Genomic DNA, 14,451 nt, shown 5'->3' on the forward strand with positions numbered 1-14,451 from the left:
CCGGCGGGCCCGGTGCTATCCGAAGATGCGCCGGGCCCACCGCACCTCACCGTCATCGTCCACAGAGAACACGGCCAGCACGATGTCGTCGCGCCCGGCCCGCGTTGCGTCTGCCTGCTGCCGGAACCAGGCCGTGACGGTCCCGGACCCGGCGCCGGGCGCGTCCACCGCTGCGATGGCGTCCGGGCCGGCGACCCTGCGCAGCCAGTCGTAGTGCTCCGCCAGCGGCTCGTAGGCGCCCTCCCAGCCGGAGCCTGTCCCGCCCGCGGAATTCCAGCCGCCGTCCGGGATGAGTGGCTTGGGCGGTGACACCCGCTTGTCCAGGGCGATCACCTGCAGCGAGTTGATGCTCTCCGGCAGCCCCGACCAGCGCACCCGTGCGACGACCGTCTGTTCGGCGGCCTCCCAGCGGGTCGCTTCGCCCGGCGGGGCGCCCAGCCGTACCACTTCCCGGTCGAAATCCTCGGCCGTGGTGATCGCGACTTCCGCGTCGAAGGTCACCTGGTCCCCGCCGTGCGCCCACTCCCGGTCGCGCCGCACGTGGCTGAACATGGCTCCGGCGACCAGAACCGTCGCTGCGGCGGCGATTGCGATCAGCGTTCGGCGGCTCCGGAAAATTGTCATACCCGGCGGCCATCATATGAGCATGGCTGAGCCCGCAGGTCGGATTCCGCGTCCGCGTCTGGAGTTGTCGCTGGCGGAGGCCCGGATGCGCTTCGTGCAGCTGGCCCGGCTGACGAGCCTGACCGGGCAGACCACGCTGGTCACCGACGCCGGCCGGCCCCTGGCCGCGATCGTCCCGGCCGCCGGTTCGGGCGTTAGCGGCTCGGATGTGGGCGGCTCGAATGTGGCCGGCTCGGGTGTGGGCGGCCCGGGTGTTGGCGCTTCGGGCGTTGGGGGTTCGGAGGCGGCGGCTGGATGGGTGCGGCGCATCGAGACGTTGCGGGCGGAGTTCCAGCGTCAGCACGGCGTGCTGGAGGAGGCGCTGGAGCGGGTGTGGCAGGAGCTCGACCGGGTGCGGCCGCCGGGATCCGACAGCGGCGTCGACGCGTTACGCCTCGCCCACGCCGACATCCGCAGGCCGCGATGACCCGCGCCGGCGCCACCGGGCCGCTTGGCGACCCCGCGGTGCGGCCGGGTGATCTCGGGGTGCCGCCTGGCCGGCCTGTGCGTCACGTCTCCGACGACGAGCGCCGGGCCCGGCTGGCGGTCCGGCACGCGCTCGCGCCTGCCCACCGCGTCGATTCGCCGGAGGCCGCCGCGCGCGCGATGACCGTGCTTCATGCGACCGAGCCGGCCACGGTCCACCTGTCCTGCCGGGCCCGCGTCGGATCCCTCGAGCGCACCGAACTCGACCGCACGCTGTACGACGACCGCACGCTGGTGAAGCAGCTCGCCATGCGGCGCACGCTGTTCGTGTTCCCGCGCGACCTGCTGCCGGCGGTGTGGCCGAGCGCGTCCGCCCGGGTCGCCGGCACGGAGCGCGCCCGGATCGCCAAGGACATCGTCGAGGCCGGTCTCGCCGCTGACGGGGACGACTGGCTCGACCGGGCCCGGTCCGAGGTGCTCACCGTCCTCGCCGACGCACCCCTGGGCCGCACGGCGCTCGAGATCCGCCGGGCGGTGCCGATGCTCGACGTCAAGGTGGCGGTGCGGCGGGGCGAGTTCTGGTCGGCGCCCCGGGTGCTCACCCACCTCGGTGTCACGGCCGACATCGTGCGCGGCGCCAACACCGCCGGCTGGCATACGTCGAGACCACGGTGGACCCTCATGCGGCACTGGCTCGCAGACGTACCGGCCCCGTGGAGCGCGGCCGACGGCTACCGCGAGATCGTGCGCCGCTGGTTGTTCACGTTCGGGCCCGGCACCGAGGACGACCTCGTCTGGTGGCTGGGCGCCACCAGAACCGTCGTACGGGAGGCGCTCGCCGGGCTCGGCGCCGTCGCGGTGACCCTCGACCGGGGTGCTTTCGGGTGGCTGCTGCCGGACGATCTCGCGGAAGGCGCCGACCCCGGTCCGTGGGTTGCCCTGCTGCCGGTGCTCGACCCGACCGTGATGGGGTGGAAGGGCCGGGACTTCTATCTCGGCCCGCACCGTGACCAAATCTTCGATCGCAACGGCAATGCCGGCACGACCGCCTGGGTGGACGGGCGGATCGTCGGCTGCTGGGTGCAGGACCCCGCGGGAGTCGTCGAGGTCCGGTTGCTGGAACGGATCTCCGCCACCGCGCGTCGTGCCCTCGAGGCTGAGGCGGCTCGGCTGACGGAATGGCTCGGCGGCTCGCGGGTTCCCACGGCGTACCCGTCGCCGGCCAGTCGAACGCTCCCGCAGCCGGCCGGATGAACGCTGCCACCAGCCGACCGAGCGCCCACCCGACCAGCCGGCCACCTCTCGCCGATCAGGCCAGCAGCGCCACGCCAGGGCCGCGAAGCCGCCCCACCGCCGCCGCCCGCCGCCCGGTCACCAGCAGCAACAGCGCCGAGATCGGCCCCTCCACCAGCTCACCCTCGCCCACCGACCACTCATGGTCAGTAGCCCGAAGGCGCACCCCCCGCAGCCGCCGAGCCGCCCGGAACGGATACAAATCAGGCCACACCCGATCCGCCGCGGCAGCCGCCGCGGCCGGCGGCATCGCCCGTTCCCGATGCAACGGGATTGCCATGTCCTGACCGTGGACGAGCACATCGATCAGCGGCTCGAGATCAGAGATCACCGGTGCCTTCCGCCGCGACCCGGCCATCGCCCGCAACATCGGCGCGTAACTGTCGGTCGGCAGCCGGGCCTGGCGCAGCGCGGAGTCCCGGATCATCCGATCGAAACCGCCCCGGGCCCGGACCAACGCCACGGTCCCGGCGAGGACTCCGGTATGGGAGAGGGTCAGGTGCGCCGCCACGTCCCTGACCCGCCAGCCGGTGCACAGCGACGGTGTCTCCCATTCGGCGGGGGAGAGGTCGTCCAGGAGGTCCGCCAGGCTCAGCCGCTCGTCGTCGATCGTCTTCCACACCGCGTCGCGGTCCATGACGCCTCCTGATTTGGTACGATCCTCTGACTAATATTGGTAAGAGAGGCTGACTAAGTCAAGTGAATTTGGGGTTGTTGTGCTTCATCGCGTACCGGGCGATGGAGGTCGAGGTGATGAAGGCGGTTGCCGAGGCGGGGTTCGACGACCTCACCGTGGCGCAGGGCCGGCTCGCGGCCCGGATCGGACCGGAGGGGACCCGGCTCACCGAGCTGGCCGAGCAGGCGCAGGTCACCAAGCAGACCGCGGGTTTCCTCGTCGACCAGCTCGAGCGCGCCGGCTATGTCACCCGGACCCCGGACCCGGCGGACGCCCGGGCCCGGCTGGTGCGCATGGCGCCGCGCGGCGAGGCGGTGGTGGCGGTGGCCCGTCAGGCGGAGGCCCGGGTCGAGGCCGAGTGGACCCGGCACCTCGGCAAGCGCGGGACCGCTCAGCTCCGCGCCGCCCTGACCAGCCTGCGGGAGATCACCGATCCGTACGCGTGACGACACGCGGCGTTATGCCTTTATCGACAGGCATCGAAACTATTGCGGGCTTCTCTCCCCGGCTGACGCGAGCAGGATGACGGTAAAGCGCGCCAGGAAGGGAGCGAAGTCGATGGCAGGCAACAGAGCGGTCGTCTACCAGGGCCCTGGCAGGGTCGAGATCCGGGAGACCGACTACCCCACGTACGAGATGAAGGATGGTCCCGGCGTCAACAAGGCCAACGTCGGGCGCAGGACGCCGCACGGCGCGATCCTCAAGACGGTCGCCACCAACATCTGCGGCAGCGACCAGCACATGGTCCGGGGGCGGACCACGGCTCCGGAGGGGCTCGTGCTCGGCCACGAGATCACCGGGGAGGTGATCGACACCGGCAGGGACGTCGAGTACATCAAGGTCGGCGACATCTGCTCGGTGCCGTTCAACATCTCCTGCGGGCGATGCCGCAACTGCAAGGAGCGCCGGACCGGCGTGTGCCTCAACGTCAACCCCGATCGGCCGGGTTCGGCGTACGGCTACGTCGACATGGGCGGCTGGGTCGGCGGGCAGGCGGAGTACGTGATGGTGCCGTACGCCGACTGGAACCTGCTGCGGTTCCCCGACCGGGACCAGGCCATGGAGAAGATGCTCGACCTGGCCATGCTGACCGACATCTTCCCGACCGGCTACCACGGCTGCGTCAGCGCGGGAGTCACCACCGGGTCCACGGTGTACATCGCCGGCGCCGGCCCGGTCGGGCTCGCCGCCGCCACGTCGGCGTTCCTGCTCGGCGCCGCGGTGGTCATCGTCGGCGATCTCAACAAGGAGAGGCTGGAGCAGGCGCGCAGCTTCGGCTGCGAGACCGTGAACGTCAGCGAGGGCGAACCTGTCGACCAGGTGCAGCAGATCCTCGGCAAGGACGCGCCGGCGATCGGCCAGCCCCTGGTCGACGCGGCGGTCGACGCGGTCGGCTTCGAGGCCCGCGGGCACGGCGCCGACGCCGCCACCGAGATGCCGGCGACGGTCCTGAACTCGCTGATGGACATGACCCGGGCCGGCGGCGCGATCGGCATCCCCGGCCTTTACGTCACCGGCGACCCCGGCGGCGTCGACGAGGCCGCGAAGGTCGGCTCGCTGTCGCTGCGGCTCGGCCTCGGCTGGGCCAAGTCGCACTCGTTCGTCACCGGCCAGTGCCCGGTGATGAAGTACAACCGTGAGCTGATGATGGCGATCCTGCACGACCGGGTGCAGATCGCGAAGAACGTCAACGCCACCCCGATCCCCCTCGACCAGGCACCGCAGGGCTACCAGGAGTTCGACCAGGGCGCCGCCCGCAAGTACGTCCTGGACCCGCACGGCATGCTGCGATCCCGCGCGGCCTGACACCCCTGCGAAGGGACGCACCCGGGCCTGCTCCGGCCCGGGTGCATCCCAAGATCGCCTTTTCGGTACGGGCGCAGCAGGCCCCCGCCGGCCCCCGCGATCGCAGCGGCCCGCCCGGGCCGCAGCGCGACCGCCGGGCGAGGGTGGTTCCCCACGGATTGATCAAGGCCGGTAGTCTCCGGCGGTCGTCCACACGGGGAGCTGTCGATGAATGTCCGCCCGATCCGCGCCGCGCTGACCGCCGCGGCGGTAGCCGCCGTCGCGCTCGTCACACCCGGCGCCGCGCAGGCCGCACCGCCGTCGCTGACGTTCTCCGTCCGGGACGGGGGAGTGCCGGAGGCCGGCAAGTGGTTCCAGCCCTCGCTGCACGCCACGGACTGGTCGTCGTGGCGGCTCGACCACACGAAGCTCGTCATCGACACCACCGCGGTAGCCGACTTCGCCACGGCGTGAATCGTGAACTTCGGTACGGATGGCGAACCGCACCCGGCGCCGTACTGCACTCCCGACGGCACCATCCTGACCTGTGACCTGGGCACCAGATCGAACTGGGCCCTCGGCCTGCCGAACATGGTCGTCGAGGCCAAGCCCGGCGCGGAGATCGGCCGCAGCGGCAAGCTGACCATGACCGTCACCGGCGACGGCATCGAACCGCTGGTCGCCACCCCCACCGTCACCGTCGCCGAGGACGTGGACCTGGCCGTCAGCGTCGGGGACACGAAGACCGGCGGTCACCCGGGCGACGCGGTCGCCCCGCCGATCATGGTGACCAACACCGGCACGAAGCCCGTCTCCGGTGCTGCGTTCCGCCTGGTCGGGTACGGCGGCCTCAAGTCACGTGACACCTTCACCAACTGCGGCCACGAGCGAGACGACGACCAGGAGCTGTTCTGCCGCTTCGACGGCGAGCTGGCACCGGGAGCGACCTACGTCCTGTCCGCCGCCCCGCTCGCGGTCCGGGACGACGCCGACCCGTCGAAGGACGGCAGCTTCTCCGTGATGCCCTTCACCGGCGACGACTTCGACGAGGCCGGCACCTTCCCGCCGTTGATCAAGGGCACCTCGGACGAGCTGAAGCTGGTGCCCCGGGCGGCGGCCCGGCGCGCCCTGACCACGGACTCGAACCGCGCCAACAACCTCGCCTTCGGACGCGTCGACATCCTCGGGGCGCCGGGCGGCAACCCGTCGCCCAGCACCTCGGCATCGTCCACCCCGGCGGCGACCCCGAGCGCCTCGGCGACCACGACGGCGCCCGGCACCGGCACCGGCACCGGCACCGGCACCGGCAGTGGACTGCCGATCACCGGCCTCCCGATCGGCGCCATCGCGGCCGTGGGCGCGGCGATGCTGCTGCTCGGCGGCCTCAGCCTGGCACTGACCCGCCGCCGGGACGGTCGCTCCACCACCTGACACGGCGGTCTTCCGACGGCCTGGGCGCCGGAGCGGCCCCGGGTGGGCAGTTCCACTCTGCGCACGTCCGGGGGACATCGGCCGTTCCCCGGGGTCCCTGCGGACGCCTACGATGATGCGACGGATCATGACTGCCCGGAGGTTCACGGATGAGCGCCCAGGAGCTGCCGCCGGAGCGGATGCCGCCGGCGATCGACACGACGGTGGCGCACCCCGCCCGGCGCTATGATTACTGGCTCGGGGGCAAGGACAACTTCGGCGCCGACCGGGAGTCGGGTGATGCGATCGCCGCCAAGTTCCCGGCCATCCGGACCGCCGTGGTGGAGAACCGGCGGTTCCTGCGCCGGTCGGTGAGCTTTCTCGCCGAGCAGGCGGGGGTGCGCCAGTTCCTCGACATCGGCACCGGACTCCCGACGGCGAACAACACCCACGAGGTGGCCCAGTCGATCGCGCCCGATTCGCGGATCGTCTACGTCGACAACGACCCGCTCGTCCTCGTCCACGCCCGGGCGCTGCTGACCAGCTCCGACGCCGGGGCCACCGCGTACGTCGACGCGGATCTGCGGGAGCCGGAGAAGATCCTCGAAGCGCCGGAGTTACGCCGTACCCTCGATTTCTCCCAGCCTGTGGCCCTGATGCTGCTCGCCATCCTGCATTTCGTCCCGGAGGACGACGACCCGTACGCCATCGTGCGCCGGCTCGTCGGCGCCGTGCCGCCGGACAGTTACCTGGTCATCTCGCATGCCACCAGCGATTACCTCCCGCCGGAGCTGGTCGCCGACATCTCCTCGGGGCGGCACGGGCAGGGGCGGCTGCGGACCCGTGACGAGATCTCCCGGTTCTTCGCCGGGCTCGAGCTGATCCCGCCGGGGCTGGCGCCGGTGGCGGAGTGGCGAGCGGAGGGTGAGCCCGCGCCGCGGCCGGCCGCCGCCGAGACCGCCATGTACGCGGGCGTCGCTCGGATCGGCGAACTTCGATAGGTTCAGGGCGACTGATCCACGTCGGACCGTGATCCGGTCCGCCGACGGAAGGAAGCCCGACCGTGCGACGACTCCTGGTGGCGACGATCGCCACCGTGTTGACCCTCGCCGGGACAGCCGCCCCCGCCGCAGCCGCGCCCGCACCCGGTGGCGCCGGCCTGGGGGATGAGTACTTTCCCGACTACGGCAACAGTGGCTACGACGTCTCCCACTACGACATCCGACTGCGTTATTACCCGGACGAGGACCGGCTGACCGGCACCACCACGATCCTGGCCCAAGCGGAGCAGGATCTCAGCTCCTTCAACCTCGACTTCATCCTGGACGTGACCTCGGTCAAGGTGAACAACCGTCCCGCCACCTTCGTGCGGCAGGGTGACCATGAGCTGGTCGTGACGCCGGCCCGGCCGGTCGCCGACGGGCAGGCGATGACCGTCGTCGTGCAGTACTCGGGCGTGCCGTCCAACAAGGTCGCGGCCGGCTTCACCGCCTGGATCCGGACGCCGGACGGTGCCATGGCCGTCGGGGAGCCGGAGGAGGCGTGGTGGTGGTTCCCGAGCAACGACCACCCCTCGGACAAGGCCACCTTCGACGTCTCCGTAGCCGTTCCGGACGGTGTCGAGGTCATCAGCAACGGCGTGCAGCCGCGTGATCCCACGCCCGAGGTTCTCGGGTGGACGCGATGGTACTGGCGGTCCGCCAAGCCGCAGGCCACCTACCTGGCGTTCATCACGATCGGGCAGTACGACATCACCCGGGACGTCACGCCTGCCGGCGAGCCGGTGATCAACGCGTACTCGAAGCTGCTGCCCGAGGACTTCGACGCGGCCGCTCGGGCCAGCGTGGAGCGGACGGCGGAGATCACCGAGTGGGAGGAGAGCCTGTTCGGCCCGTGGCCGTTCACCGCTCGCGGCGGGGTCGTGGCGCCGCCCGGCACGCTCGGGTTCGCGCTGGAGAACCAGACGCGGCCGAATTTCTCGGCCAGGTTCTTCCGGGGCGGCTCCAACACCTCCGTGGTCGTGCACGAGAACGCCCACCAGTTCTTCGGTGACGCGGTGTCGGTCGCGGAGTGGAAGAACATCTGGCTCAACGAGGGCTTCGCCAGCTACGTCGAGTGGCTGTGGTCCGAGGAGCAGGGTGAGGGCGCCGCCCAGGAGATCTTCGACTACCTGTACGCGACGGAGTCCGACGAGTTCTGGACGGTCGAGCCGGGCGATCCGACCGCGCCCCGGCTGTTCGACGGCGCCGTCTACGACCGGGGTGCGATGACCCTGCACCAGCTGCGGAAGACGGTCGGCGACGACCACTTCTTCGAGATCCTGCGCACCTGGGTGGCCGAGCACCGGTACGGCGACGCCACCATCGCGCAGTTCATCGCGTTGTCGGAGAAGATCTCCGGGCTCCAGCTCGACGACCTGTTCCAGACCTGGCTCTACACCCCGTCGAAGCCGGTCCTGGCGAGCTCGTTCGCCAAGGCCGCCGCGCCGGTGGAGCCCAAGTCGTGGGCGACCATCAAGCGGACCCACGAGTTGCTGCACGAGCACTGAGAGACCGCGGCGCGGGTCCTGCGGGAGCTACTTGCCCCGCAGGGCCTGCGTCAGGCGGTCGGCGAGATCCCGCGGAAGCTGCTGCCGGCGCCCGCTGAGCACTTCGGACACCAGCTGGTACAGCAGCTTGCTGAACGTCACGTAGTTCGGGGAGACCGGGCGCAGCCGTGCCGTGTCCACCGCCTCGCGCAGCACCGGGGCGTACGGATACTTCTGCTTGATGAATTCGTCCTCGTAGACGGCGGCGCGGGTCGCGGCGAACCCGCCCGGGTCGAAGAGGTTGCGCTGGCCGCGTTCGCTGGTCAGGAACTCGATCAGGGCCTGCGCCGCCCGGGGCCTGCGGGTCCGCTCGGAGATCGCGAGGTTCTGCCCGCCCAGCACACTGGGCCCGGGCAGCCGGGAAACGTCGAAGCGCACCAGCCCGGGCGCCGCCTGGGGCTGGTCGCCCGCGGTCATCGCGCGGTACGCGACCGGCCAGTTGCGCATGAAGACCACGCGCCCGTCCTCGAAGGCGCCGCGGCTGCCGGTCTCGTCGAAGGACGTCGACTCGGGCAGCACGACGGCGGGGCCCGAGCGCCGCGGGGTGAGCCGGCGGATTGCCTCGTCCCATTTGTCGAGGTCGAGGCTGACGCGGCCGTCGGGGGCGACGTCGAGCCGGCCCCCGGCCGCCCAGACCCCCTCCAGCATGTTGACGGTCAGGCCCTCGTAGCCGGCGAGCTGGCCGGTGTACGCCGCCTCGAAGCCCTTGCGGCCGGCGGCCTTCTCGATGGCGGCCCAGTCGAAGGGCGGCTTGAGGCCCTGGTCCGTGCGGTAGTACAGCAGCCCGGCGTCCGTGTTGAACGGCAGCGCCCACAGCTTGCCGTCGTACCGGCACGTCTCCAGCGGTTTCGCCATGAACGCCCGCTCCGGCTTCTCCGCCAGCAGCGACTGGTCGATCGGCCGGATCAACGGACGCCCGGACGGCGGGTCGGCGAAGTACGCGGTCCAGGCCACGTCGAGGTTGAAGATGTCGGTGTCGCCGTCCTCGGCCCGGTTGGCCATCTCGACCCACTGGCCGTCGGCGGCCTGCGGCACCGTGACGATCTTCGCGGGGTTGCGCGGGTGGCTGTCGTTCCACAGGTTGATCAGCTGTTGCCGCTGCCCGCCGGTGCTGTCGTCCTGGCCGCTGAGGATGACCAGCTCGCCGGGCTCCAGCTCGGGCGGCGCCGCCAGCGGTCCGACCAGGAACAGCGACGCCACCAGGGCGGCGCCGGTCAGGTTGCCGGCGACGAAGATCCACCAGGGCTTGCCGCGTACCCGCACGGGTTCTCCTATCCCCAGATCGTCCGGAACACCCGGGTCAGCACGGGTTCGAGCGAGCCCAGGCCGGCGTCGAAGCAGCTGCCGCCGGTGTCGCCGGTGAGCCGCTTCAGGCCCGCGTCGGCGCAGGTCACGTCGCCCACCGCGATCACGACGATGCGGACTCCCGCGGTCTGGGCAAGGGTCGGGCGCGGCTGGGCGCCGGTGTTCTTGCCGTCGGTGAGTACGACGAGCGTGCGCCGCGGGTCGCCGGTTCCCGGCTCCCGCCGCAGGGCGCCGGCCCCGCGCCGGACCGCCTCGTAGAGCGGGGTGTTCCCGCCGGGCCGCACACCGGCCGTCGCGCGGCGCACCGCGCCCACCGAATCCGCGCCGGTCGGCGCCGGGCGGAGAAGCTCGCGGGTGATGCGGCCGTCGCCGGTGTCGGCGAACGTGAGCAGGCCGAACCGGTCCCGGCCGCCCAGGCGGGTGACGGCCTGCTCCACCGCTGCGACGGCGACCTCCCACCGGGTACGCGTCGGATCGGCGGTGACCGTGTTCATCGATCCGGACGAGTCCAGCGCCACCAGGAAGTGTCCCGGGCGGCGGGCCCGCGCGTAGATCGCGTTCACGTCGCTGCGGACGAAGGCGTCCGGTTCGGGCTGCACTACGCGGGCGAACGGCCAGTCGGTCAGCGCGCCGTGGCCGGCGTCGAGCGGCGCCCCGGCGTCGTACGCCCACGGCCGCAGCCCGATCCGCACCAGCGCCGCCCGCCCGGGGCCGGTGTGCAGCCACCGCGCGAACCACTGCGCGAAGGCCTCGGTGGTGCCCGCTTGCACCTCGCGCGGCCAGTCGAGGGTCACCACGAGCTGCCGTACGGCCGGTGTGTCGGAGGGGTAGAACGCGCGCAGCCGGTCCCCGCCCTGCGGCACCGTGGCTCCGGGGCAGGAGCCGCCGGCCGGGTCGCCGCCGTTGAAGCGTACGAGCTGCTGTTCGGTGAGGACGACCGCGGTGCCGCCGCGCAGCCGCGCCTGCCGGCAGAGCAGTCCGGCCTCGTCGCCGACGGGGTAGCCGCCCGCGTCGAGGGACTGTTCGAGGTGCTGTTCGTACCGGGTGCGGGCGGCGGCCGGGTCGACGGTGCCGTCGGCGTACAGCTTCGCGGTGGCCATCCGTGCCACCGGCGAGACCTCCGGGTCGCCGCGGACGACGCCGGCCCGGGGCTCGGCCAGGGCGAACAGGCCGGCCCAGGTCAGCCCGGCGCGCCGGACGCCTTCGTCCAGGCCCGCCCGCTGCGGGACGCCGAGCACGATCGGTGTCCGCGCCACCTCCTCGGCGCTGGAGACGATGTCCGAGGCCGGCCGGCTCAGCGGGGGGAGATCGCTCGCCGCGGCGGGCAGCCACACGTCGGGGTGCGGGCCCACGTCGCGCAGGTACGACCGCCCGTCCGCCTCCTGCCCCCAGCCGCGCCGCAGCCCGTCGGCCATCTCCCGGGCGCCGACCGGGTAGACGTACAGGTCGGCGGAGCGGCAGCCGTGGCGCTGCCCGGCCACCCAGTCCTCGAACGCCGTGGCCAGGTCCCGGTACGCCCCCAGCCCCGCCGGTGCCGCGGCGACGCGCAGGTGGGTCGGCACCGGGCACCCGTCGCCGGCGAGCGTGCTGTCCGCCTGGACCGCGCACCCGGCCAGCAGCAGGACGGCGATCAGCAGGAGGGACCGCGCCCAGCCGCTGAAGGGGCGGGCCTCGCGTCCTGGGGGCGGCGCCGGTGGCAGGGGCGGGGGCTCGGGCGGCACGAGCGGCGCGGCCGGAGTACCGGCCCGGTGGGCGATCCGGAGCATGCCCTGCAGCCGGTGCACCGAGTACGTGGGATGCTGCTCGACCCCGGCCCCCAGCCGCCGCATCCGCGCGTCGACGTACAGGTGCAGCTCGTGAGCATCGACCGCGCCGTCGTGGTTGAGGTCCGCCTCGCCGGTCCGCAGCCCGTGCACCACGCAACGGGTGAAGAGCCCGCCGGTGCGCCCCTCGATCGCCTGCTGGATGGAGGTGGCGGCGGCGATGACCACCTGGCCGCGGACGTGCGCGTCGTCGGTCGGCGGCAGGCTGAACGTCTCCGGGCCGGCGGTCTCGGCCGAGCCGACCGGTGGCGCGGCGGGCGCGGGCGGAGGTCCGGCGTGGTCGAGATCGTTGCGGTCGGTGAAGGCGCCCGCGTAGCAACAGTCGAGCAGCACCACGATGCGCCGCGCCGGGCTGGTCTCCATCTCATGGGTGATGTCCTTGGCCGCCAGCGCCGTCACCCAGAGCAGGTCGGGCACGGTGTCGCCGACCGCGAAGTACAGGTTGCCCTCGTCGTTGCGCAGCCCGTGCCCGGCGATGGAGAGCAGCAGGATGTCGTCCGGCTCGGCGCGCGAGAAGAACCGCTTGATCTGCCGGCCCGCGGTGAGCACATCGGGGTCCTGGAGCACGATGACGTCGAAGTCGCCGACGTGCGGATCGCCGAGGACCTGGCGCAGGTCCTCGGCGTCCGTCGTGGTGCCGGGCAGCTCGGAGAGGGCCGGGTCGAGATAGCGCTCCGAGGCGATGATCAGGGCATGGCGGTGGGTCAGTGTCGCCTCAACTCCCTGACGAACGCGTCGACGATCTTCTTGCGCTCGGCCGGCGTCGGGTTGCTGACCTCGAGCTCCTTGTCGCCCACCTTGAACCGGACGGACCCGCGGTTGCCGGGCCGGCGCAGCCAGTCCACGAGGTAGGTCAGGACGCCGCCGAGCACCTCGGGGGTGGCGGCCATGGTCAGCAGGAGCGTGCCGACCGCGATCGCGTCGACGCCGCGGGCGCCGTCGGCCGTGCCGGGGACGGTGGCCGGCTCGACCGCGATGATCTCGGGAAGGTCGTGCAGCTCCTTCAGCAGCTTCTGCGCCGCCTCGTCGGAGGCGGCCGGGTCACCGGCTACCACTGTGATGCGCGCCACGGTTGTCGTTCCCACGCTGTGCACCATACACAGTGGAGTCAAGATCCGACTGTCCGTGATTCCTCAGTGCAGGGTCGCCCGGTCGGCGGCCGTGCGCCCGGATTCCCAGCCCTCCTCGCTGTCCACCCGGAAACCACGGCCGCGGACCGTGCGCGGAAATGCCCGCTCCCGCGCCTCCCGCACCTGCGTCTCGCGGGACGCCAGCACCGGCAGCAGCGTGGCGGCGTCGCCCGAACCCGCCAGGGCCGCCCGGTCCGCCTCGGCCAGGCGTTCGCCGATGCGCACCGCGTACCCGATCAGGAAGGACTGCCGGAAGGTCTTGAGCCGCGCCCGGCCGGCCTTGCCACCGGGCGGTTCGGCCCGGGCCATCGCCCGATGCGCCTGCACGAGCAGGGAGGCGTGCAGCAGGTCGACCGCGTCGATGTCGGCGTCGAAGCCGAACACGGTCGCGAAACCGAACTCCGGCGACCAGACGACCTGGCACCGGTTGGCCCGGGCGACCGCGTCGAGCAGGGAGGCCTTCTCGCTCTCGTACGGGTGGTCCACCCCGAGGCGCCGGGCGTACGGGGTGACCGCGGTGTCCCCGGCCTCGACCAGCGCCTCGTCCAGGCTGTGCCGCGAGATCAGCTCCTGGGCCTTGGCGCTGAACGCCTCCGCCTCCGCCGGGAACGTGGTCGCCTCCGCCTTGGCCAGCAGCGCCCGGACCCGGCCCAGCCGCGCCTCGTTGCCGCCGCCGGAGCGGGCCGCGCGCGCGACCCGCCCCGGCGGCGGGATGAGGACGTCGATGGGCGGCAGCGTGGCCAGCACCCGCAGGGCGCCGAGAAGGGCGTCGATCAGGGCGATGCGATCGGTACGCCGTCGCATGGTCACCTGTCGCAGGTAGTCGTCGTCGGCGCCCCACCACGCCCGGGCGTCCAGCTCGTCCGCCTGCGCCCGCCACCGGGGGTCGACGGCACGCGGCTTGAACCCCCGCAGGTGCGCGGCGACCGCGTCGGTGATCAGGTGGGCCTGCGCCGGATCACCCCGGCGGGCGACGGCCCGGTGCAGCTCCGCCGGCTGCCACCCGTCGCGGAACAGCCGGGCGGCGGCGTCGAACAGGGCCTGCCCGAGCGCCGGGTCCACCTCGGCGGGCGGTGCCACGGTCAGCCGGTCGAGCCCGTCCTCGTACCCGAGCCGCCCGCTCAGGACGGCCGCGACCGTCTCCCGCACCGAAACCACCCGCCCAGCCTAGAGACCGGCGCTGACCAGCTCGGTCTCCGGGGCCGGGCGGGGCTCGCCGGCCTCGGGGCGCAGCTTCTCGCCCTCGACGTCGACGTCCGGCAGGATCCGGTCGAGCCATCCGGGCAGCGCCCAGGCCCGGCGGCCGAGCAGCGCCATCGCCGCGGGCAGTCAGCCGATTCCTCACCACCCTGC

The 14,451-nt window shown here is 72.6% G+C and carries 15 protein-coding genes; 8 read left to right on the plus strand and 7 right to left on the minus strand.

Annotation, left to right across the window (positions count from 1 at the left end):
- Nucleotides 1-15: 15 nt before the first annotated feature.
- Nucleotides 16-624, minus strand: coding sequence for a hypothetical protein (locus AB0368_RS00655; protein ID WP_366151619.1), 609 nt, complete (start codon nucleotides 622-624; stop codon nucleotides 16-18).
- A 22-nt stretch (nucleotides 625-646) separates the two neighbouring features.
- Here AB0368_RS00655 and AB0368_RS00660 point away from each other — a divergent pair, with 22 nt between their 5' ends.
- Nucleotides 647-1,090: a hypothetical protein gene (locus tag AB0368_RS00660; RefSeq protein WP_366151620.1), complete on the plus strand. Its 444-nt coding sequence runs from the start codon at nucleotides 647-649 to the stop codon at nucleotides 1,088-1,090.
- Complete coding sequence (locus AB0368_RS00665) at nucleotides 1,087-2,343, plus strand: winged helix DNA-binding domain-containing protein (protein WP_366151621.1); 1,257 nt, start codon at nucleotides 1,087-1,089, stop codon at nucleotides 2,341-2,343. Before AB0368_RS00660 ends, AB0368_RS00665 begins: the two co-directional genes overlap by 4 nt.
- A 55-nt stretch (nucleotides 2,344-2,398) precedes the next feature.
- Here AB0368_RS00665 and AB0368_RS00670 read toward each other — a convergent pair whose 3' ends face one another.
- Entirely contained in the window at nucleotides 2,399-3,019 is a 621-nt protein-coding gene (locus tag AB0368_RS00670; RefSeq protein WP_366151622.1) for a maleylpyruvate isomerase family mycothiol-dependent enzyme, read from the minus strand.
- A 62-nt stretch (nucleotides 3,020-3,081) separates the two neighbouring features.
- Here AB0368_RS00670 and AB0368_RS00675 point away from each other — a divergent pair, with 62 nt between their 5' ends.
- From AB0368_RS00675 to AB0368_RS00700, 6 genes are all read left to right on the plus strand, one after another.
- On the plus strand, nucleotides 3,082-3,504 hold the full coding sequence (locus AB0368_RS00675) for a MarR family transcriptional regulator (RefSeq protein WP_366151623.1): 423 nt from the start codon (nucleotides 3,082-3,084) through the stop codon (nucleotides 3,502-3,504).
- 112 nt (nucleotides 3,505-3,616) lie between these two features.
- Nucleotides 3,617-4,864, plus strand: coding sequence for a formaldehyde dehydrogenase, glutathione-independent (fdhA, locus tag AB0368_RS00680; protein ID WP_366151624.1), 1,248 nt, complete (start codon nucleotides 3,617-3,619; stop codon nucleotides 4,862-4,864).
- Nucleotides 4,865-5,071: 207 nt separating this feature from the next.
- Complete coding sequence (locus AB0368_RS00685; protein WP_366151625.1) at nucleotides 5,072-5,317, plus strand: hypothetical protein; 246 nt, start codon at nucleotides 5,072-5,074, stop codon at nucleotides 5,315-5,317.
- 3 nt (nucleotides 5,318-5,320) lie between these two features.
- Nucleotides 5,321-6,274, plus strand: a complete 954-nt coding sequence (locus tag AB0368_RS00690; protein WP_366151626.1) for a hypothetical protein — start codon at nucleotides 5,321-5,323, stop codon at nucleotides 6,272-6,274.
- Between the two features lie 149 nt (nucleotides 6,275-6,423).
- Nucleotides 6,424-7,254 carry an SAM-dependent methyltransferase gene (locus AB0368_RS00695; protein WP_366151627.1) on the plus strand — a complete coding sequence of 277 codons (831 nt, stop codon included), beginning with the start codon at nucleotides 6,424-6,426 and terminating at the stop codon, nucleotides 7,252-7,254.
- A gap of 62 nt (nucleotides 7,255-7,316) precedes the next feature.
- Nucleotides 7,317-8,801 (plus strand): M1 family metallopeptidase, encoded by a 1,485-nt coding sequence (locus AB0368_RS00700; protein WP_366151628.1) that lies wholly within the window; start codon nucleotides 7,317-7,319, stop codon nucleotides 8,799-8,801.
- A 27-nt stretch (nucleotides 8,802-8,828) separates the two neighbouring features.
- Here the strand turns inward: AB0368_RS00700 and AB0368_RS00705 are convergent, their stop codons facing one another.
- Genes AB0368_RS00705 through AB0368_RS00725 form a run of 5 tightly spaced genes read right to left on the minus strand, consistent with a single transcriptional unit; the run spans nucleotide 8,829 to nucleotide 14,415 of the window.
- The gene (locus tag AB0368_RS00705; RefSeq protein WP_366151629.1) at nucleotides 8,829-10,103 is read right to left on the minus strand and encodes an extracellular solute-binding protein; all 1,275 of its coding nucleotides are present in this window, start codon (nucleotides 10,101-10,103) and stop codon (nucleotides 8,829-8,831) included.
- 8 nt (nucleotides 10,104-10,111) lie between these two features.
- On the minus strand, nucleotides 10,112-12,676 hold the full coding sequence (locus AB0368_RS00710; protein WP_366152370.1) for a caspase family protein: 2,565 nt from the start codon (nucleotides 12,674-12,676) through the stop codon (nucleotides 10,112-10,114).
- Nucleotides 12,673-13,053: a hypothetical protein gene (locus AB0368_RS00715; protein WP_366151630.1), complete on the minus strand. Its 381-nt coding sequence runs from the start codon at nucleotides 13,051-13,053 to the stop codon at nucleotides 12,673-12,675. The genes AB0368_RS00710 and AB0368_RS00715 overlap by 4 nt, the downstream gene beginning before the upstream one ends.
- A 48-nt stretch (nucleotides 13,054-13,101) precedes the next feature.
- Complete coding sequence (locus AB0368_RS00720; RefSeq protein ID WP_366151631.1) at nucleotides 13,102-14,256, minus strand: DUF2786 domain-containing protein; 1,155 nt, start codon at nucleotides 14,254-14,256, stop codon at nucleotides 13,102-13,104.
- Between the two features lie 9 nt (nucleotides 14,257-14,265).
- Nucleotides 14,266-14,415 carry a hypothetical protein gene (locus AB0368_RS00725; protein ID WP_366151632.1) on the minus strand — a complete coding sequence of 50 codons (150 nt, stop codon included), beginning with the start codon at nucleotides 14,413-14,415 and terminating at the stop codon, nucleotides 14,266-14,268.
- Nucleotides 14,416-14,451: the final 36 nt, after the last annotated feature.

This window comes from Actinoplanes sp. NPDC051475 (assembly GCF_040689425.1).
GTDB lineage: Bacteria > Actinomycetota > Actinomycetes > Mycobacteriales > Micromonosporaceae > Actinoplanes.